The sequence below is a fragment of the Pseudomonas sp. NPDC089918 genome (assembly GCF_050280605.1).
In the GTDB taxonomy this organism is placed as follows: Bacteria; Pseudomonadota; Gammaproteobacteria; order Pseudomonadales; family Pseudomonadaceae; genus Aquipseudomonas.
On the sequence record NZ_JBNNVP010000009.1, the window covers coordinates 122,240 to 141,262 of the forward strand.

At 60.0% G+C, this 19,023-nt stretch carries 16 protein-coding genes; 3 read left to right on the top strand and 13 right to left on the bottom strand.

The annotated features are described in order from the left end of the window. The first annotated feature begins 194 nt into the window (after positions 1–194). Genes ACQKPC_RS09275 through ACQKPC_RS09285 form a run of 3 tightly spaced genes read left to right on the top strand, consistent with a single transcriptional unit; the run spans position 195 to position 5,412 of the window. Complete coding sequence (locus ACQKPC_RS09275) at positions 195–1,298, top strand: efflux RND transporter periplasmic adaptor subunit (RefSeq protein WP_427624206.1); 1,104 nt, start codon at positions 195–197, stop codon at positions 1,296–1,298. Continuing rightward, the gene (locus ACQKPC_RS09280; RefSeq protein ID WP_427624207.1) at positions 1,295–2,362 is read left to right on the top strand and encodes an efflux RND transporter periplasmic adaptor subunit; all 1,068 of its coding nucleotides are present in this window, start codon (positions 1,295–1,297) and stop codon (positions 2,360–2,362) included. The genes ACQKPC_RS09275 and ACQKPC_RS09280 overlap by 4 nt, the downstream gene beginning before the upstream one ends. After that, positions 2,359–5,412, top strand: coding sequence for an efflux RND transporter permease subunit (locus ACQKPC_RS09285; RefSeq protein ID WP_427624208.1), 3,054 nt, complete (start codon positions 2,359–2,361; stop codon positions 5,410–5,412). The genes ACQKPC_RS09280 and ACQKPC_RS09285 overlap by 4 nt, the downstream gene beginning before the upstream one ends. A 108-nt stretch (positions 5,413–5,520) precedes the next feature. Here the strand turns inward: ACQKPC_RS09285 and ACQKPC_RS09290 are convergent, their stop codons facing one another. The 13 genes from ACQKPC_RS09290 to ACQKPC_RS09350 all read right to left on the bottom strand — a co-directional run bounded on the left by ACQKPC_RS09290 (position 5,521) and on the right by ACQKPC_RS09350 (position 18,966). After that, the gene (locus ACQKPC_RS09290) at positions 5,521–6,150 is read right to left on the bottom strand and encodes a class I SAM-dependent methyltransferase (RefSeq protein WP_427624209.1); all 630 of its coding nucleotides are present in this window, start codon (positions 6,148–6,150) and stop codon (positions 5,521–5,523) included. Between the two features lie 196 nt (positions 6,151–6,346). Continuing rightward, complete coding sequence (locus ACQKPC_RS09295) at positions 6,347–6,703, bottom strand: DUF6124 family protein (protein ID WP_007903130.1); 357 nt, start codon at positions 6,701–6,703, stop codon at positions 6,347–6,349. A 552-nt stretch (positions 6,704–7,255) separates the two neighbouring features. Continuing rightward, positions 7,256–7,900, bottom strand: coding sequence for a methionine ABC transporter permease (locus tag ACQKPC_RS09300; RefSeq protein ID WP_008068675.1), 645 nt, complete (start codon positions 7,898–7,900; stop codon positions 7,256–7,258). After that, complete coding sequence (locus ACQKPC_RS09305) at positions 7,890–9,011, bottom strand: methionine ABC transporter ATP-binding protein (protein WP_427624211.1); 1,122 nt, start codon at positions 9,009–9,011, stop codon at positions 7,890–7,892. The genes ACQKPC_RS09300 and ACQKPC_RS09305 overlap by 11 nt, the downstream gene beginning before the upstream one ends. Before the next feature lie 2 nt (positions 9,012–9,013). Then, positions 9,014–9,823: a MetQ/NlpA family ABC transporter substrate-binding protein gene (locus ACQKPC_RS09310; protein ID WP_427624212.1), complete on the bottom strand. Its 810-nt coding sequence runs from the start codon at positions 9,821–9,823 to the stop codon at positions 9,014–9,016. Between the two features lie 146 nt (positions 9,824–9,969). After that, a complete protein-coding gene (locus ACQKPC_RS09315; protein WP_427624214.1) occupies positions 9,970–11,328 on the bottom strand; it encodes an LLM class flavin-dependent oxidoreductase in 1,359 nt (452 codons plus the stop codon). Beyond that, on the bottom strand, positions 11,328–12,521 hold the full coding sequence (locus ACQKPC_RS09320; RefSeq protein WP_401171908.1) for an SfnB family sulfur acquisition oxidoreductase: 1,194 nt from the start codon (positions 12,519–12,521) through the stop codon (positions 11,328–11,330). The genes ACQKPC_RS09315 and ACQKPC_RS09320 overlap by 1 nt, the downstream gene beginning before the upstream one ends. Before the next feature lie 23 nt (positions 12,522–12,544). Then, the gene (locus ACQKPC_RS09325) at positions 12,545–13,786 is read right to left on the bottom strand and encodes an SfnB family sulfur acquisition oxidoreductase (RefSeq protein WP_427624215.1); all 1,242 of its coding nucleotides are present in this window, start codon (positions 13,784–13,786) and stop codon (positions 12,545–12,547) included. A gap of 406 nt (positions 13,787–14,192) precedes the next feature. Further along, positions 14,193–14,957: a hypothetical protein gene (locus tag ACQKPC_RS09330; protein ID WP_427624216.1), complete on the bottom strand. Its 765-nt coding sequence runs from the start codon at positions 14,955–14,957 to the stop codon at positions 14,193–14,195. A 504-nt stretch (positions 14,958–15,461) separates the two neighbouring features. Continuing rightward, on the bottom strand, positions 15,462–16,211 hold the full coding sequence (tcyN, locus tag ACQKPC_RS09335; protein WP_008068688.1) for an L-cystine ABC transporter ATP-binding protein TcyN: 750 nt from the start codon (positions 16,209–16,211) through the stop codon (positions 15,462–15,464). Positions 16,212–16,215: 4 nt separating this feature from the next. Then, positions 16,216–16,881, bottom strand: a complete 666-nt coding sequence (tcyL, locus tag ACQKPC_RS09340) for a cystine ABC transporter permease (protein ID WP_007903115.1) — start codon at positions 16,879–16,881, stop codon at positions 16,216–16,218. After that, positions 16,881–17,675 (bottom strand): cystine ABC transporter substrate-binding protein, encoded by a 795-nt coding sequence (tcyJ, locus tag ACQKPC_RS09345; RefSeq protein ID WP_008005157.1) that lies wholly within the window; start codon positions 17,673–17,675, stop codon positions 16,881–16,883. The genes tcyL and tcyJ overlap by 1 nt, the downstream gene beginning before the upstream one ends. 298 nt (positions 17,676–17,973) lie before the next feature. Further along, positions 17,974–18,966 carry a D-cysteine desulfhydrase gene (locus tag ACQKPC_RS09350; RefSeq protein WP_427624217.1) on the bottom strand — a complete coding sequence of 331 codons (993 nt, stop codon included), beginning with the start codon at positions 18,964–18,966 and terminating at the stop codon, positions 17,974–17,976. Positions 18,967–19,023: the final 57 nt, after the last annotated feature.

The window sequence follows — 19,023 nt, forward strand, 5'->3', positions numbered from 1 at the left end:
CCCACGCTCCGCGTGGGAATGCATCCCGTGACGCTCCGCGTCACAGTGGACGCAGAGCGTCCATGGCGGCGTTCCCACGCAGAGCATGGGAACGATCAGTGGAGTATAAGGATCGCTCGTGCAGACGTGGAACGCTGTTCTAAGCTCACAGTCGTATCGTCACTTGCACGTTCGTACAACGCAAAGGAGTCTGCATGGCGGGTCCCGGATTGAAATTCATGGTTGGCCTGAGCCTCATCGCCCTGCTGACCGCCTGTGGCGATAAAAAGCCCGTCGAGAAGGACCGCCCACGAGTCTTCGTGCAAGAGGTCAAGCCAACCGATTACGCCGCCGCAGTGACACTCACCGGCGACGTCCAGGCGCGAGTGCAAACCGAGTTGTCGTTTCGTGTCGGCGGCAAGATCATCCAGCGCATGGTCGATGTCGGTGACCGGGTTTCGGCCAAACAAGTGCTGGCCAAGCTCGATCCCAAAGACCTGCAAACCAGCGTCGACTCGGCCCAGGCCCAGGTCGTTGCCGAACAGGCGCGGGTCAAACAAACCGCCGCCGCCTTCGTTCGCCAACAAAAACTCCTGCCCAAGGGCTACACCAGCCAGAGCGAATACGACTCCGCCCAAGCCGCCTTGCGCAGCAGTCAGAGCGCGCTGACCGCTGCTCAAGCGCAATTGGCCAACGCCCGTGATCAACTGAGCTACACCGCGTTGATTGCCGATGCGCCGGGGGTGATTACCGCGCGCCAGGCTGAAGTCGGCCAAGTGGTACAAGCCACAGTGCCGATTTTCAGCCTGGCCCGGGACGGCGAGCGTGACGCGGTGTTCAACGTGTACGAATCACTGCTGACTGAGCCACCATCGGATAGATCGATTGTGGTCAGCCTGCTCGACAACCCGAAAATCAAGACCACGGGCACCGTTCGGGAAGTCACGCCAGCCGTGTCCGCGCAGACCGGCACGGTGCAAGTCAAAGTCAGCCTCGACAGTCTTCCCGAGGGCATGCAACTCGGCTCGGTGGTGAGCGCCACCGCCAAGCCCGTCGGTAAAACTGCGGTTGAACTGCCGTGGTCGGCCCTGACCAAAAACGTCAGTGAACCGGCCGTGTGGCTGGTGGATGCCGAGGGCAAGGCGCAATTGCACACCGTCACCGTCGGTCGTTACCTGACTGGCAAAGTCATTGTCAGCGCTGGCCTCAACGGGGGCGAAAAAGTCGTCACTGCGGGCGGCCAGTTACTGCATCCGGGCGTGCGCGTGGAGATTGTCGAAAACACCTACCAGCCCCCAGCGACAGGAGCCCAGCCATGAAGCGCCTGTTGCTGTTGTCCGCCGGTTTGTTGCTGGTCGCCTGTTCCAAGGAGGAAGCGCCGCCAGAACCGGTTCGGCCGGTGTTGTCGGTGGAAGTGAGGGCGCTCAATCAAGAAGACCTCGGCCGGTTTGCCGGCAGCATTCAGGCCCGTTACGAAAGCAACGTCGGTTTCCGGGTGCCGGGGCGTATCGCCAGCCGTAACGTCGATGTCGGCGCTGAAGTGCAGAAGGGCGCGTTGCTCGCGACCCTCGACCCCACCGATCAGCAGAACCAGTTGCGCTCCGCCCAGGGTGATCTGGCGCGGGTTCAGGCGCAGCTCATCAACGCTCAGGCCAACGCCCGGCGTCAGCAGGAACTGTTCAATCGCGGGGTTGGAGCGCAGGCGCAACTGGATATCGCCCAGACCGACCTGAAAACAACCCAGGCGTCCCTCGATCAAGCCAGGGCCGCCGTCGATCAGGCGAAGGACCAACTCAACTACGTTGAGCTACGCACCGACCACAAAGCCATCGTCACCGCGTGGAACGCCGAAGCCGGGCAAGTGGTCACGGCCGGCCAGCAAGTAGTGACCCTGGCGCAGCCGGACATCAAGGAAGCGGTGATCGACCTGCCCGATACCCTGGTTGATCAGTTGCCAGCCGACGTGGTGTTCCAGGTCGCCTCACAACTGGACCCGAGCATCACCAGCACCGCCATCGTGCGCGAAATCGAACCCCAGGCGCAAAGCGCGACACGCACCCGTCGCGCCCGCCTGAGCCTGGCCGATACGCCACCGGGCTTTCGCCTTGGCACGGCGATCAGCGTGACCCTCAGCTCCGCGATCAAGCCGCGCCTCGAACTGCCGGTGAGCGCGCTGCAGGAGGTCGATGGGAAGCTGCGGATCTGGGTTGTTGATCCACAGACGCAAACCGTTTCGCCAAGGGAGGTCAGCCTGATCAGCAGGACCGATGCCACGGTGGTCCTGGCCAACGGTGTGAAAACCGGCGAGCGGGTGGTCAGCGCGGGTGTGAACAGCCTAAAACCGGGGCAGAAAGTGAAAATCGACGAGGGCAGCCCGCAATGAAAGGGAGTTTCAACTTATCCGAATGGGCCCTCAAACATCAGTCGTTCGTCTGGTATTTGATGTTCGTCGCGCTACTGATGGGCGTGTTTTCGTACCTGAACCTGGGGCGCGAAGAAGACCCCTCGTTCACCATCAAAACCATGGTGATCCAGACTCGCTGGCCCGGCGCGACCCAGGAACAGACCCTCAAGCAGGTCACCGACCGGATCGAGAAAAAACTCGAAGAACTCGACTCGCTCGACTACGTGAAAAGCTACACCCGCCCCGGCGAATCAACGGTCTTCGTTAACCTGCTCGACACCACCAGCGCCAAGGACATCCCGCAAATCTGGTACCAGGTGCGCAAGAAGATCAACGACATTCGCGGTGACTTCCCGAAGGGCCTGCAAGGGCCGGGTTTCAACGATGAGTTCGGCGACGTGTTCGGTTCGGTGTATGCCTTTACCGCCGATGGCCTGTCGATGCGCCAGTTGCGCGATTACGTGGAACAGGTGCGTGCCGAGATCCGTGAAGTCCCGGGGTTGGGCAAGGTCGAGATGGTCGGCGAGCAGGATGAAGTCCTTTACCTGAACTTCTCCACTCGCAAACTCGCCGCCCTCGGCATCGATCAGCGTCAGGTGGTGCAGAGCCTGCAATCACAGAACGCCGTGACCCCGGCCGGGGTGATCGAGGCCGGCCCGGAGCGGATTTCGGTGCGGACCTCGGGCCAGTTTGCCTCTGAAAAAGACCTGGCCAATGTCAACCTGAAGCTCAACGATCGCTTCTATCGACTGGCCGATATCGCCAACATCAGCCGTGGCTACGTCGATCCGTCGACCCCGGAGTTTCGCTTCAACGGCCAGCCGGCCATTGGCCTGGCGATCGCCATGAAGAAGGGCGGCAACATTCAGGACTTCGGCAAGGCGTTGCACCTGCGCATGGATGAACTGACGGCGGACCTGCCGGTGGGCGTCGGCGTGCATAACGTGTCCGACCAGGCCGACGTAGTGGAAGAAGCCGTCGGCGGTTTCACCAGTGCGCTGTTCGAAGCCGTGGTGATCGTGCTGATCGTCAGCTTCGTCAGTCTTGGCGTGCGCGCCGGGCTGGTGGTGGCGTGTTCGATTCCATTGGTGCTGGCGATGGTCTTCCTCTTCATGGAATACAGCGGCATCACCATGCAGCGGATCTCCCTCGGTGCGCTGATCATCGCCCTCGGCCTGCTGGTGGATGACGCGATGATCACCGTGGAGATGATGGTCACGCGCCTGGAAATGGGCGAAACCAAGGAGCAGGCGGCGACCTTCGCCTACACCTCGACCGCATTCCCGATGCTCACCGGCACCTTGGTCACCGTCGCCGGTTTTGTGCCGATCGGCTTGAACGCAAGCTCGGCCGGTGAGTACACCTTCACACTGTTTGCTGTGATCGCAGTGGCGATGCTGGTGTCCTGGATCGTCGCCGTGCTGTTCGCCCCGGTGCTTGGTGTGCATATTCTGAGCGCCAAGGTGAAGCCTCATGACGCGGAGCCTGGGCGCATCGGTCGGGCGTTCAATGGCGGCCTGCTCTGGGCCATGCGCAATCGCTGGTGGGCCATCGGCATCACCGTGGCGCTGTTTGTGCTCTCGGTGTTTTCCATGCAGTTCGTGCAGAACCAGTTCTTCCCGTCCTCCGACCGCCCGGAAATTCTCGTCGACCTGAACCTGCCGCAAAACGCCTCGATCGCCGAAACCCGCAAGGTGGTGGACAAGCTTGAAGCGACGTTCAAGGATGACCCGGACATCGTGCGCTGGAGCACTTACATCGGTGAGGGGGCGATCCGTTTCTACCTGCCCCTCGACCAGCAATTGCAGAACCCGTACTACGCGCAACTGGTGATCGTCAGCAAAGGCCTGGAATCGCGCACGGCCCTGACCGAGCGTTTGCAAAAGCGCCTGCGCGAAGAATTCGTCGGTGTCGGCAGTTACGTCCAGGCGCTGGAAATGGGCCCGCCGGTAGGGCGGCCGATTCAGTACCGGGTCAGCGGCAAAGACATCGATCAGGTGCGCAAACATGCGATTGCCCTGGCGACCGAGCTGGATAAGAACTCGCACATCGGCGAAATCATTTACGACTGGAACGAGCCGGGCAAAGTCTTGCGCATCGACATCGCCCAAGACCGGGCACGGCAACTGGGGCTGTCGTCGGAGGATGTGGCGAACCTGATGAACAGCATCGTCGTCGGCTTGCCGGTCACGCAGGTCGATGATGATATCTACCTGATCAACGTGGTGGGCCGTGCCGAGGATGCCGAACGCGGCAGTCCGAAAACCTTGGAGAACTTGCAGATCGTCACCCCGAGCGGCACGTCGATTCCGCTGCTGGCGTTTGCCACGGTGCGTTATGAACTCGAACAGCCGCTGGTCTGGCGTCGTGATCGCAAACCGACCATCACCATCAAGGCGGCGGTGCGCGACGAGATTCAGCCGACCGACCTGGTGCAACAACTGCAACCGGATATCGACAAATTCGCCGCCAGTTTGCCGGTGGGCTACAAAGTCGCCACTGGCGGCACGGTAGAAGAAAGCGGCAAGGCCCAGGGGCCGATTGCCAAGGTGGTGCCGTTGATGCTGTTTTTGATGGCGACCTTCCTGATGATCCAGTTGCACAGCGTGCAGAAGCTGTTCCTGGTGGCCAGCGTCGCGCCGCTGGGCCTGATCGGCGTGGTACTGGCGCTGATCCCGACCGGCACGCCAATGGGCTTCGTGGCGATCCTCGGCATTCTGGCGCTGATCGGCATCATTATCCGCAACTCGGTGATTCTGGTGACCCAGATCGACTCTTTCGAGAAGAGTGGCTACACACCGTGGGATGCGGTGGTGCAAGCCACGGAACACCGGCGCCGGCCGATTTTGTTGACGGCGGCGGCGGCGAGTTTGGGGATGATCCCGATCGCGCGGGAAGTGTTCTGGGGGCCGATGGCCTACGCAATGATTGGCGGGATCATCATCGCGACGTTGCTGACACTGCTGTTTTTGCCGGCGCTGTACGTGGCCTGGTACAAGGTTCGCGAGCCGAAGAAAGCGCCTGCCTAATGATCGTTCCCACGCTCCGCGTGGGAATGCAGCCAGTGACGCTTTGCGTCACAGCCGCAGGGACGCAGAGCGTCCCGAGAGGCATTCCCACGCAGAGCGTGGGAATGATCAGTTGGCTCGACGCCAGACACTCGCCAACCAAGGCTGCTGCTCCAGCGGCAACCCCGCCGGCCGGTAGTAATGCTCAAGCTCCACAAACCCGGCCTCAGCCAGCATTTGCTGCCACACCTGAAGATCGTAATAAGCCCCATAACGCGGCCCGTTCCAGCCTTCCTGATTCTCGCCACGCGGATTAGAGCTGAACAACACGCCACCCGGTTTCAACGCCCCGCGCAGTTCCTTCAGCACCCGAGGCAACTCCTGACTCGGAATGTGAAACAGCACCGCATTGGCAAAAATTCCGTCAAACCGCTCGGCCGGCAGATCGAGTTTCAGAAAGTCCTGCTGCCAGACTTCGCAACCGCTGTCCTCCCGGGCCATCTGTGCAAGCTTTTCCGAACCGTCGAGCCCGATGGCGCTGTGGCCCAGGCGGGTGAAGGTTTTCAGGTCGCGGCCAGGGCCACAGCCGAAGTCGAGAATGCTGAATGGCGCCTCACCCTGAATATGCCGCAACAGGGCGTCGATGTTCTGGCTGACATCGTGATCGCGAGTGCCCTCACGGAAGTCCTCGGCCACCGCGTTGTAATGGCCCAGGGTGGTGGAGGTGATTTGCTCCAGGTCATCGGGAGTCTGTTTCATGGTTGGCTGCGCAGGTAATTGGGATTAGCCGAATATACGCCATGACGCCGGGGGCTGCTGCGCAGCCCATCGCGAGCAGGCTCGCTCCCACAATGGATCGTGTCGAACACAGGTTGTGTGTTCGCAGCAGATCAACTGTGGGAGCGAGCCTGCTCGCGATGGCGGTATCACTGACAACCAATGACTTCAGCCAGACTCAACTCTGTTTCATCCCCAGACATTCAATGGACCGATCAACCATCGCCTTGGCAATCTCCAGCAAATGCCAAACGGAGAACACCAACGCCCGATCGGCCCCCTTGAGTTGATCGCCGCACTGATACGCCGTGACCGAGGCGCAGCGCAACAGATCCGCCACATAGAGCTGGGCGTCTTCGAAGCTCACGTCTTTGCTGACGTTGTAGAAGCGTAATTCATCGGGCGCCGTCGGCTGCTTGCCGGTGAGGTGGAAATCGATCGCACGGTAAAGCGCGGAACGGTCCTTGAGCAGGTCGTCGGTGAAGGCTTTGTTGGAGGATGTGTCTGGGGGTGGATCTGGAATGGATCTTTCCATGAATGTTGCTCCTATTGCTGCATGGGAGCCGTCACTTTTCGCCTACTAAACGATGGGTGGCGGCTGTACGCAGGTTAGTAGGCCGGTCAATAGGAAAACCGGTGCACCCGAGGGCGCCCCACGCACAGCCACCATATTCAACATCCGGAAAAAGTGCCGGACATGAGTATGAAACGCTATGCGCCTATTGATCCGGGCTACTAAACCCGATCACTGATGAGCAGTGACGAACCGAGACTAGCCACCAGATTCTGTCGGCGCAAGCGAGCGGAATGATCTAGGAAATGTCCTGCAAATGAAAGGGATCGGGCCTGCTGGCACTCTGATTTTCCTGTGCGAAATGTTCCCTCCGAAGGTCGGTGATTACCTGTGGCAATGGAGCTTTTGTGGCGAGGGGGCTTGCCCCCGTTGGGTTGCGAAGCGGCCCTAAAACCAGTCACCGCGTTTCTTCAGGATTGCTGCGTCAGCCGGTTTACGACTGCTGCGCAGCCGAACGGGGGCAAGCCCCCTCGCCACAAAGGGCTCTCACCACAATGAGTGTTCGCGACATGCTTAGCGCTTGTTGAGTCCACGCGCCAACCGATCCCCACCCAACTGAATCACAGCCACCAACACCACCAGCAACACAATCACCGTCAACATGATCTGGCTATCAAACCGCTGATACCCATACCGATAAGCGATGTCCCCCAACCCACCGGCCCCAATCGCCCCGGCCATGGCCGAGGAGTTGATCATCGTCACCAACGTAATCGTGAAACCACCGACAATCCCCGGCAGCGCTTCAGGCAACAACACATGCCAGACGATATGCCAGCGTCGGCAACCCATCGCTTGCGCCGCTTCAATCAACCCATGGTCGACTTCCCGCAAACTGACCTCGGCAATGCGCGCAAAGAACGGCGTGGCCGCAATGGTCAGCGGCACCACGGCTGCCCAAACGCCATACGTGGTACCGACAATCAACCGGGTAAACGGAATCAGCGCCACCATCAAAATCAAAAACGGAATCGAGCGAAACAGGTTCACGAATGCACCCAATGCACGGTTTAACGCCGGTGCTGCGTAGATCCCGCCCTTGGAACTGGTGACCAGAATCACCGCCAACGGAATGCCCGCCAGCAGCGCAATCAACGACGACACGCCGACCATCAAAAACGTGTCGATAAACCCCTGAAGCAACCGATCAAACCACATAACCCAGCACCTCCACCTGTTGCGCCCAGTTGCCGGCGCGCTGATGCAATTCCTCGGCGCCCAGGGACGAGCCGGTCACCGCCAGCAGCAACTGCCCGAGGGCATGGCCCTGAATCCGTTCCACGCCCCCTTGCAGCAAGCGCACGCGGCCACCGAGGGCGTTGAACAGCGCCGCCAGGTCTGGCTCGTCGCTGGTGCTGCCGGTGAATTGCAAACGCAGCACCACAGCGGCGTCGGAAGACTGCGGCTGCGCTTGCAAACGGCTTTGCAGTTCTTCCGGTAGTTCGTGTTGCAATGGCGCCAGCAAGGTCTTGCTGACCTCATGTTGCGGGTTGCCAAAGACTTCCCAGACCGGCCCTTGTTCGACGATTCGCCCGTGTTCCAGCACCACGACCCGATCACAGATGTCGCGGATCACCGCCATCTCGTGGGTGATCAGCACGATGGTCAAACCCAGCCGTTGATTGATCTCGCGCAGCAGGCCGAGGATCGATTGCGTGGTCTCCGGATCGAGGGCCGAAGTCGCCTCATCGCACAATAGAATCTCCGGATCATGCACCAGCGCGCGGGCGATGCCGACGCGCTGTTTCTGCCCGCCGGAAAGCTGTGCCGGATAAGATTTGTGCTTGCCTTGCAGACCGACCAGTTCCAGCAGATCGCGAACTTTCTGCTCGCGCGTCTCCTTGGGCACGCCGGCGACTTTCAGCGGCAATTCGACGTTCTGCCAAACCGTCTTGGCCGACATCAGATTGAAGTGCTGGAAGATCATGCCGATCCGCCGCCGCAGCGCCACCAGGCGGTCTTCGTCGAACTCGCCGATGTCCACCTGATCGATCAGCACCCGCCCGCTGCTCGGTTGTTCGAGGCGGTTGATGGTGCGGATCAGCGACGACTTGCCGGCGCCGCTGCGACCGATGATGCCGAACACTTCACCGCGCTGGATCGCCAGGTCGATGCCGTGCAAGGCCGCCACCGGACCTTGCTGGCCGTTGTAGGTTTTGCCCAGGCCGATGAAGCGCACATGGGCGCGATTGAGCTCTGGGTGCAGTTCGGTTTGTGTGGCGTTATGTGGCTCTGGAAGGTCCAGTCGCCGTTGGATCGCGGCCGTCATGCTCAGCTTTCCCAACCGGCTTGATAGAGCTTGCCGTGGGCTTTATCCAGCGCTGCACGAACGGCTGGCGAATGCTGGTAGATGTCGACGAATTTGATCAGGCGTGGATCGGTTTTGCTTTTCGGCTGGATCACGAACTGGATCACGTATTCCTTGTGATCGAGGCCATCGAACAGCAGGGCGGAACTGGCATCGAAGGTCTTCGACAGGCGAATGTAGGCCGGGTAGCCCTGAACCAGATCGGCGTCGTCGTAGGCGCGCACCAGTTGCACGGCCTCGACTTGAAGGATTTTGATTTTCTTCGGGTTGGCGATGATGTCTTCTTCGGTGGCCTTGTAGCCGACGCCCGGTTTGAGCGTGATCAGCCCGGCCTTGGCCAGCAGTTGCAGGCCGCGACCGCTGTTGATCGGGTCGTTGGCGATGGCCACGCTGGCGCCTTCGGGCAACGCGTCGAAGCTTTTGTATTTCTTCGAATAGAGGCCGACGTTGTTGATGATCCCCGGAGCGAACGGCACCAGGTCAAAGCCGGCAGCGGCCTTGGCGTTTTCCAGGAACGGGATGTGCTGGAAATAGTTCACGTCGATGTCGCCCGAGGCGAGGCTGACGTTGGGGGCGATCCAGTCGCTGAACTCCACCAGTTCGACTTTCAGGCCTTGTTTGTTGGCTTCTTCTACTGCTGCCTCCAGGGGAATGGCGAAGGCGGCGGTGGTGCCGACTTTCAGCGGTGCGTCGGCGGCGAAGGTGACGGAACTGAAGAGGCCGAGGGCCAGGGCCAGTGCTTTGACTGGGTGGGAGAGGAGTTTCTTGGTCATGATGAGTTTTCCAGTCAAGTTAAGGCGATCGTTCCCACGCTCCGCGTGGGAATGCCTCCCGGGACGCTCCGCGTCCCTGCGGCGGTGACGCTGAGCGTCACTGGCTGCATTCCCACGCAGAGCGTGGGAACGATCAGGGTCGGGGGTTAGTGTCGGTAATGGGAACCTGTGTGTTGTTCAGGCAAATGCGCTTGGCCATGAAACAGCTTTTCCCGCAGGCTGCCGTTGTCGTAAGCGGTCTTGTACGACCCTCGGCGCTGCAACTCCGGAATCACTAGTTCAATGAAGTCCACATAGCTTTCCGGGGTGACGATCCGTGTCAGGTTGAAGCCGTCCAGGCCGGTTTCGGCGATCCACGATTCCAGCTCATCCGCCACCTGCTGCGGCGAGCCGACCACGGTGATGTAGCGGCCACCGAGGGCGTGTTGTTCCAGCAATTTGCGGCGGGTCCAGTCGTTGTTTTGCAGGTTCTTGGTGGCGGACTGGATGGCGTTGCTCTTCACGTACTGGATTGGTTCGTCGAGTTCGTACTCGGAAAAATCGATCCCGGTGGACGCCGAAAAGTGCGCCACACCGGCCTCGGCGCTGGCGTAGCTCAGGTACTCGGCATGCTTGGCCCAGGCCAGCTCTTCTGTCTCACCGACAATCACGTTCAAGCCCATGAACACCTTGATGTCCCAGGGATTGCGCCCGGCCTCGACGGCGCTGGCGCGCACCTTGTCCACCTGAACCCGGGTCGCCGGTTTGTTCTGACCGCTGATGAATACGCACTCGGCATGCCGACCGGCGAACAGCAAACCGCGATCGGAACTGCCGGCCTGGAACAGCACTGGCGTGCGTTGCGGCGACGGTTCGCAGAGGTGATAGCCCTCGACCTGATAGAACTCGCCCTTGTGCTCGACCTTGTGCACTTTGTCTGGCTGGGCGTAGATCCGCTGTTCGCGGTCGTTGAGCACCGCGCCGTTTTCCCAGCTGCCTTCCCAGAGTTTGTAGAGCACTTGCAGGTACTCGTCGGCCTGGTCGTAGCGGCGGTCGTGTTCCACCTGTTCGCTCAGGCCCATGGCCTTGGCGGCGCTGTCGAGGTAGCCGGTGACGATGTTCCAGCCGACCCGCCCACGGCTCAAATGATCAAGCGTCGACATGCGCCGGGCGAACAGATACGGCGGTTCGTAGGTCAGGTTGGCGGTCAGGCCGAAGCCGAGGTTTCTGGTGACCGCAGCCATGGCCGAGACCAGCAGCAACGGGTCATTGACCGGCAACTGGATCGACTCTTTGAGCGGCACGTCCACCGAGTTTTGATAGACGTCGTACACGCCGACGATGTCGGCGATGAACAAACCGTCGAACAGTCCTCGTTCCAGCAACTGAGCCAGTTCGGTCCAGTATTCGATGGTTTTGTACTGGGTGGAATTGTCCCGTGGATGCGTCCACAGGCCATGGTTGATGTGCCCGATGCAGTTCATGTTGAACGCGTTGAGCAGGATTTTCTTTTTGGCATCAGCCATCAAATAGTCCCTCGCAATGGAGGGTTTTCATCGTTGAGGTAGTAATTGCCGATGGCGTGATATTTCCAGCGCACCGGGTCGTGCAGGGTATGCACCCGGGCGTTGCGCCAGTGGCGATCCAGGCCGTGTTCGGCCAGGGTTGCCTGGCTGCCGGCCAGTTCGAACAGTGTGCTGCCGGCGGCGAGGGAGATTTCGGTGCTGATGGCCCGGGCTTCGGCAACGGCAATCGACGCGGCGGCGACGGTCTCTGCATTGGTGTCGGCCTGGGCCTGATCGAGGAATTCGCCGGAGCGTTCCAGCAGGGCTTCGGTGGCGTGCAGGCGGATACTCAAGTGGCCGAAGCTCTTGATGGTCAGCGGGTCTTCGGTGGCTTTTTCATGAGTGGCGTCGATCCACGGCCGGGTCTTGGTGCGCACAAAATGCAGTGCATCTTCGTAAGCGGCGCGGGCGATGCCAGTGTCGATGGCGGCATGGAGAATCTGCGCCAACGGGCCGACGGTGGTCGGGCGCTCGAATGCGCTTTGAAACGGGATCACATCCTCGGCGGCGACGTAGACGTCCTCGAACACCACTGAGCCGCTGCCGGTGGTGCGCTGGCCGAAGCCACTCCAGTCGTCGATCACCGTCAGCCCTTTGCTGTTGCGCGGGACGAAGGCCAGTTGCTGCACGCCGTTTTCGTCAACCACCGACGTCGGGATGCGCTGGGCGTAAATGGCGCCGGTGGCGTAGAACTTGCGACCGTTGATGCGGTAGCCGTTGCCATCGCGAGTCAGGCTGGTGACGCGGTCATGGGCGGTTTTGGTGCCCAGTTCCGCGAGTGCATTGCCGAAGCGCTGGCCGGCCAACACTTCTGCGTACAGGCGTTTTTTCTGCTCATCGGTGCCGTTCACGCGCAGCACTTCAAGGGCATAGAAATGGTTCTGCGGGATTTGTCCGAGGGAGCCGTCGGCCTGGGCGATCAACGCGATGACCTTGGCCAGGGTGACGTTGGAAACCCCGGCGCCGCCATATTCCTTTGGCACGCTGATGCCCCAAAGACCCGAACGGGAAAATACTTCCAGCTCCGGGTATGGCAAACGACGCTCGCGGTCGCGCAGGGCGCTGTCGCGTTTGAAATCGTCGGCCAGGTCACTGGCGACAATCAGGGCTTGCTCATCGCTGGTGATGACCGCGACGTGGTGAGAAAGAGTCATGTGTTTCTCCAGATGTCTGGTCGTCAGATCCAGGAATGCCGCGCAGGCAAGGTTCCATTGAGGTGGTAAGCGCCAATCGCGTGATACTTCCAGCGCACCGGGTCGTGCAGCGTGTGCACTCGGGCATTGCGCCAGTGGCGGTCAAGGTTGAATTCGGTGAGGGTGGCGCGGCTGCCGGCCAGTTCGAAGAGCTTTTCGCTGGCCTGCAGCGAGATCTCGGTGGTCAGCACTTTGGCTTCCGCCACGGCAATCGAGGAGCGCGCAGCGGACTCGGCGGTGAGCGGCGCGGCGTTGACCTGATCGAGTACTTGCCCGGCCTTGCGCAACAACGCTTCGGCGGCGTGCAGTTCGATTTTCAGCTTGCCGATGTCGGCGATCACATAGAGGTCGTCGCTGGCCCGGTCGACCTTGGCGTCGATCCAGGGGCGTGCGCGTTTTTGCACGAACTCGATGGCGTCATCGATGGCGCCCCGGGCGATGCCGGCGTCGATGGCTGCTTGAATCAGCTGCGACACGGCGCCTTGAGTATTCGGGCTGTCGTTGATCTTCCAGTTATCCACCACCAGCTCGGCGTCGACCCGTACGTTGTTGAGCAAAATGGTGCCGCTGGCAGTGGTGCGCTGGCCGAACCCCGACCAGTCATCAACGATGCGCAGCCCTGGTGTGCCGCGACGGACGAAGGCCAGCACTTGCTTGCCGTCGTCGTTCAGCGCCTTGACTGCGACCCAGTGGGCGAACAACGCGCCGGTGGAATAGAACTTCTGCCCGTTGATGACGAAGCCATCGCCGTCGGCGCTGATCCGCGCCTTGAGCTCCAGGGTGTTTTTGGTTCCGCGCTCCGGTCCCGCGTTACCGATCCGCCAGCCTTCGAGCACACTTTTGAACAGCTGTTTTTTCTGCGATTCGGTGGCGCTGCCGAGGATCAGGTTGAGAATCCCGAACTGGTTCTGCGGGATTTGCCCCAACGCCGGATCGGCCGCGGAAATGATCGCGAACACCGAGGCCAGGGTGACGAATGAAACCTGCGGGCCACCGTATTCTCGCGGGATGGAAATACTGCCCAGACCGCTGCGGGTGAACTGCTCGATTTCCGACCACGGCAACTTGCGTTGCTGGTCACGTTTGGCTGCTTGCAGGCGGGCGACTTGCGCCAGCTCATGGGCCGCCTTGATGGCTTGTGCGTCGTTGCGCAAGACCTGCGCGGGCAACAACAATGGGGCGATGTCCAGATCACTCTGGATTACTGCGTCTGCCAGACTGGACATCAGTGCCGCTCCTTGGCTGCACGCAATGCCCTGGCGATTTGCACTGGGGTGATTGTGTTCCGGACCATACCTACCTCACATCTCATGAAAGCGCCGCATGGGTTGCGGCGAACGAAAAACACGAATGTCCGGTGGTCCGGTGTATATACCCTAAACGTGTATAAATAATTAATGAACTAACTTTTAGGAATATGTATAGAAGGGTGACTTCGCCCACGTGGTCGGAGCCCCCGTGGCGAGGGAGCTTGCTCCCGCTCGGCTGCGCAGCAGTCGCAAAAATCGTTAACGGGGTTCAATCTGAAAGAACGCGTTTGTCGGTTTCAGGGGCGCTTCGCACCCCAGCGGGAGCAAGCTCCCTCGCCACAAAAAAACCTCATGACACAACAGGAGTGTTGCTACAGGGTCTTCACTTCTTCCGGGATTCAGCGGCCATGAGCGCTTCTTTCTGCGGCACTTTCAGGTAGGGATTGGCACAGCCGATCTTCAGTGTGCGTGCCGGTGCCCAGCGTGAGTTGTTACCCACGCGGTCGAGGATGCAGTAGGTCACTTCCAATCGAAGGTCTTCGCCGGCTTCGACAATGATCGCCGGGGGCACCCACACCTGAATCGGCTGACCCACATCGCAAGCCTTGAGCTTGGGCAGGTCCATGCGCACGTCGCCCCAGCGCAAGGTGATTTCGTCGTCGGCGGCCATGTTCAGGTACGGTTCGATGGTCAACGGGACACCGCGTTTGACCTGGTTCGGATTGACCCCCTGACGGCGAATGGTCTCGGGGATAAACACCGGCGCCAGGCTCTGGTTTTCCTCGTCGCAAAGGGGCGAGGGCAGGCCGCCCGGGCAATCGAGTTTGATCTGGACGCGCGCCGCCGGTGATACCGCTGGCCCTTGCCCCACCTGCATGACCTTGTAATGGACGCGGGCAGAACCATTGGCAATGAAGCTTTCCGGCACCCGCAGACTCACGGCTGTGCTGCCATGATCGGCACTCAAGACACAGGAGGCCACGTAGCAGTTGTCCCAAAACAGCTCGATCAGATCGCCTTCGTCCATGCCGGGGTAGGGTGGCACGTCGATCATAAGGTGCGCGGCCGAGGTGATGTTGATACCGGCCTTGTGGCTTTGCGCCAGGGTCGGGGCTGCAAGTTCAGGTTTGTTGGAAGTGCTGGTCATGGGTTTCTCTCCTTGAGGCTTTGCCGCGAAGTCCATTTCTGAAAGATCGAAAGGCGTGAATTACCAAGCAACAAAACGATTCGCTATTGGCGCGATTAAATAATAATGAGTGTGATGACTGTTGCCTGTTGGGAACTAGATAAGAGTGCGTTTGAATAGGTGTCAATAGCGTGGGTTGGTTAAAGGTTAGTTCTTGCGCGATTCAGAAAGCTCCTACGCAGTATGGTTAATAAACCGCATCACTCTGTCGAATAAAGTGTGGTATTTGGTGGGTTTTATGCCTCTGAGGCAGCAACCCTCTGAGCGTGGGTAGCAGGGTATTTTATAAATTTTAGGCGATATGAATCTGTTGCAGGACATATATATGTACCGCATGGGATGCCGGGAAGTTATTTAGGGTGGGGGCGAATTGTGTGAGTCGTTGAAAGATGCTATTGGCTTTTATATAGCGGAGTTGATGTCACTTCCATCCATGGAAGTTGACAGTTTTTGAGTGCGGTAGCACTAAGCGTTATTAAGGAACTTGCTGAGAAACTGCTTCGTCCGTTCCTCTTTCGGGTTGGCAAACAGTGCCTTGGCTTCGCCTTGTTCGACGATCACACCCTTGTCGAAAAACACCACACGGTTGGCCACGTCCCGGGCAAAACCCATTTCGTGGGTAACGATCACCATGGTGCGTTTCTCCTCGGCCAGGCCACGGATGGTCGCCAACACTTCACCCACCAGTTCCGGGTCCAGCGCCGAGGTCGGTTCATCGAACAGGATCACTTCCGGTTCCATCGCCAACGCCCGGGCAATCGCTACACGCTGTTGCTGACCGCCGGAGAGGCGTCGCGGGTAAGCGTCTTCCTTGCCCGCCAGGCCGACCTTGGCCAACAGCTTTTTACCCAGGGCAACGGCTTCGGCGCGCGGGATCTTTTTCACCACCAACGGGCCTTCGATCACGTTTTCCAGGGCCGTGCGATGGGGGAACAGGTTGAAGTTCTGGAACACAAAGCCCACGTGCTGGCGCAAGCGCCGTACCAGGCTCTGCTGCTGGTTCAGGGGACGGCTGCCATCGATCTCGATGTCGCCGACCTTGATCCGGCCGCTGCTAGGCTCCTCGAGAAAGTTCAGGCAACGCAGGAAGGTGGTCTTGCCCGAGCCGCTGGGGCCGATGATCGCCACCACCTCGCCTTCCTTCACCTGCAGATCGATGCCGTTGAGCACCACCTGACCCTTGAACTGCTTTGTCAGTTTTTCCACGACAATCATTGGGTCAGGACTCCTGGTCGTGCCGATTGACCCGCGCTTCCAACTGGTTCTGCAGGTGCGATAGCACCGTGGCCAGAACCCAGTAGATGAGCGCAGCGGCAAGATACATGGTGAAAATTTCGAAGGTGCGAGCGGTAATCAGCTGTGCCTGACGGAACAGCTCCGGCACCTGAATGGTGGCTGCCAGCGCCGTGTCCTTGACCAGCGAGATAAAGCTGTTGCCCAACGGTGGCAAGGCCGTGCGCGCCGCTTGCGGCAGGATGGCCCGGCGCAGGGTTTGCGCACGGGTCATGCCGATACTGGCGGCGGCTTCCCACTGGCCGCGCTCGATGGAGCTGATGGCAGCACGCAGGATTTCGCAGGCGTAGGCGGCCATGTTCAGCGAGAAGCCGATCAGGGCAGCCGGCAGCGGATCAAGTTCGATACCCAATTGCGGCAAGCCGTAATAGATCACGAACAGTTGCACCAGCAACGGTGTGCCGCGAAAGAACGACACGTAGATGCGGGCGATCCAGCTCACCAGTTTGAAGCGCGACAGCCGCATCAACGCCAGGCCGAAGCCCATCAGCAGGCCGAAGAACATTCCGCCCAGGCTCAGGATGACCGTGTAGTACGCGCCCTTGAGCAGAAAGGGCGCGGAGTCCAGCGCAAGTTGGAAAGCTTCTCCCATTATTGAGTGACGTCAGCGCTGAAGTATTTTTCCGACAGCTTTTTCAGCGTACCGTCGGCACGCAGCTTGTCGATGGCTTTGTTCACCGCAGCCAGCAGCTCAGGTTCGCCTTTGCGCAGGGCAATACCGGCTTCCTGGCGGGAGAACGCTTCGCCGGCGGCGGCAGTGTCCTTGGCCTTCCTGGCATATTCCAGCGCGGCCAGGCGGTCGATCAGAATGGCGTCGATGCGGCCGACGCGCAGATCCTGGAACTTGCTCGGATCATCTTCGTAGGTGCGGACGTCAGCCTTAGGCACATTCTCCTTCACCCACTGCTCGTAGTTGGTGCCCAGGCCTACGCCGACTTTCTTGCCGGCCAGATCGGCGGCGGTCTTGATGGTGTCTTTGTTTTTGGTCAGGGTCAGCGCCTGAATCCCGGAAACGGTGTAAGGCGTGGAGAAGTCGTACTTCTTCTTGCGCTCTTCGGTGATGGTCACCTGGTTGATCACCGCGTCCAGACGCTTGGATTCCAGGGCGGCGAGGATGCCTTCCCATTTGGTCGGCTGCAGTTTGACCTTCACGCCCAGCTCTTTGGCCAAGGCTTCGGAGAACTCGACTTCGAAGCCGCTCAGTTTGCCGGCCTCGTCGACGAAGCTGAACGGTGGATAGGTGCCTTCCAGACCGACGTTGATCACGCCTGCGTCCTTGATTTTTTGCAGTTGCTCACCGGCCACTGCCTGCCCGAGCAGGCCGGCGCTCAGCGCCAGGCCCAGCGAACCCACCAGCAGATTTCGACGTAATGCGGAAAAATTCATGACAAGCCCCTGTGTTTTCTTATGGAAGACGCTTAAGGAAAGTTGGCAAATTCGGGATTTGAACGACTGCGATATCCTGCCCTAAAGCAGCTTATGCGTCTTGCTGCAAATTCGCCTGCGGCGCGACTATATGATGTTGTCTTTAGATAGGAAAATACTAAATATTGAGTTTGTTATTCTTTTTTTTGCTAAGTGATTGTTCCCACGCTCTGCGTGGGAATGCCTCTAGGGACGCTCCGCGTCCAGTGACGCGGAGCGTCACGGGCGGCATTCCCACGCAGAGCGTGGGAACAATCATTTACAGAAAGTCTTTGTAGGCAAACAGTGCCGGCGCCCCACCGGTGTGCAGGAAGATGATCGGGCCGTCATTGAAGCGCTGGCGCCCAATGCCGTCGAGCAAACCGGCCATGGCCTTGCCTGTGTACACCGGATCCAGTAACAACCCCTCCTGGCTCGCCAGCAGCTTCAGCGCCGACAGTGTCCCGGCATTCGGCTCGCCATAACGCGGGCCGAAATATTCGTCCCACAAATCGATTTTGAAATTCGCCGGCAGGCCCACGCCCAGCAACTCGGCCGTGCGCTCGGCGAGGCCTTGGACTTTCGGTCGTTGATCTTCATCGCTACGGGAAACAGTCACGCCGATCACTGGCAAATCCGGCAGTGCTTCGCTCAAGGCCAGCGCCAGGCCGCTGTGGGTGCCAGCACTGCCGGACGCCAGCACCACCGCGGCGAATTGCAGCCCGGTGTCCTTGATCTGTTCGGCCAGCTCCAGGCCGGCACGGACATAACCCAAAGCGCCCAATGCATTCGAGCCACCAATCGGCACCAGATACGGCTTCTTGCCGTTACTGCGCAGACGCCCGGCCAGCGCTTCCAATTGCTCGTCGGCGTTGTCGAGGTTTTCCACCAGCTCGACCTTGGCATCGAACAGGTCCAGCAACAGCCGATTGCCGTTGCCGATATAGTTGCTGTCGTCAGTGCCCAGCGGATTTTCCAGCAGGGCCACGCAGCCCAGGCCAAGCTTGGCTGCAATGGCAGCGGTCTGGCGCACGTGGTTGGACTGGATCGCGCCTGCAGTGATCAATGTATCAGCGCCCTGGGCCAGGGCATCGGCAGCCAGGTATTCGAGTTTGCGTAGCTTGTTGCCACCCAGTGCCAATGGCGTCAGGTCATCGCGTTTGACGTACACATCGCGGCCCAGCCAGGTCGACAGGCGTTCGAGTTTTTCCAGGGGGGTAGGATGACCGAGCAGGTCGAGGCGGTTAAAGCGGGCAAGCTGTTGTTTGATCATGGGTCCGTACTGGCGGAGGAAGATGTCAGGACTATAGGCACGGGTATTTAGTGGGGC

Bases quoted from the DNA above. Each gene is read 5' to 3' on its own strand.
- tcyN (WP_008068688.1), bottom strand. From the start codon at position 16,211: ATGATTGTCGTGGAAAAACTGACAAAGCAGTTCAAGGGTCAGGTGGTG.
- ACQKPC_RS09300 (WP_008068675.1), bottom strand. From the start codon at position 7,900: ATGTGGTTTGATCGGTTGCTTCAGGGGTTTATCGACACGTTTTTGATG.
- ACQKPC_RS09305 (WP_427624211.1), bottom strand. From the start codon at position 9,011: ATGACGGCCGCGATCCAACGGCGACTGGACCTTCCAGAGCCACATAAC.
- ACQKPC_RS09330 (WP_427624216.1), bottom strand. From the start codon at position 14,957: ATGACCAGCACTTCCAACAAACCTGAACTTGCAGCCCCGACCCTGGCG.
- ACQKPC_RS09350 (WP_427624217.1), bottom strand. From the start codon at position 18,966: ATGATCAAACAACAGCTTGCCCGCTTTAACCGCCTCGACCTGCTCGGT.
- ACQKPC_RS09310 (WP_427624212.1), bottom strand. From the start codon at position 9,823: ATGACCAAGAAACTCCTCTCCCACCCAGTCAAAGCACTGGCCCTGGCC.
- ACQKPC_RS09315 (WP_427624214.1), bottom strand. From the start codon at position 11,328: ATGGCTGATGCCAAAAAGAAAATCCTGCTCAACGCGTTCAACATGAAC.
- ACQKPC_RS09295 (WP_007903130.1), bottom strand. From the start codon at position 6,703: ATGGAAAGATCCATTCCAGATCCACCCCCAGACACATCCTCCAACAAA.
- ACQKPC_RS09320 (WP_401171908.1), bottom strand. From the start codon at position 12,521: ATGACTCTTTCTCACCACGTCGCGGTCATCACCAGCGATGAGCAAGCC.
- ACQKPC_RS09290 (WP_427624209.1), bottom strand. From the start codon at position 6,150: ATGAAACAGACTCCCGATGACCTGGAGCAAATCACCTCCACCACCCTG.
- ACQKPC_RS09275 (WP_427624206.1), top strand. From the start codon at position 195: ATGGCGGGTCCCGGATTGAAATTCATGGTTGGCCTGAGCCTCATCGCC.
- tcyL (WP_007903115.1), bottom strand. From the start codon at position 16,881: ATGGGAGAAGCTTTCCAACTTGCGCTGGACTCCGCGCCCTTTCTGCTC.
- ACQKPC_RS09325 (WP_427624215.1), bottom strand. From the start codon at position 13,786: ATGTCCAGTCTGGCAGACGCAGTAATCCAGAGTGATCTGGACATCGCC.
- tcyJ (WP_008005157.1), bottom strand. From the start codon at position 17,675: ATGAATTTTTCCGCATTACGTCGAAATCTGCTGGTGGGTTCGCTGGGC.
- ACQKPC_RS09280 (WP_427624207.1), top strand. From the start codon at position 1,295: ATGAAGCGCCTGTTGCTGTTGTCCGCCGGTTTGTTGCTGGTCGCCTGT.
- ACQKPC_RS09285 (WP_427624208.1), top strand. From the start codon at position 2,359: ATGAAAGGGAGTTTCAACTTATCCGAATGGGCCCTCAAACATCAGTCG.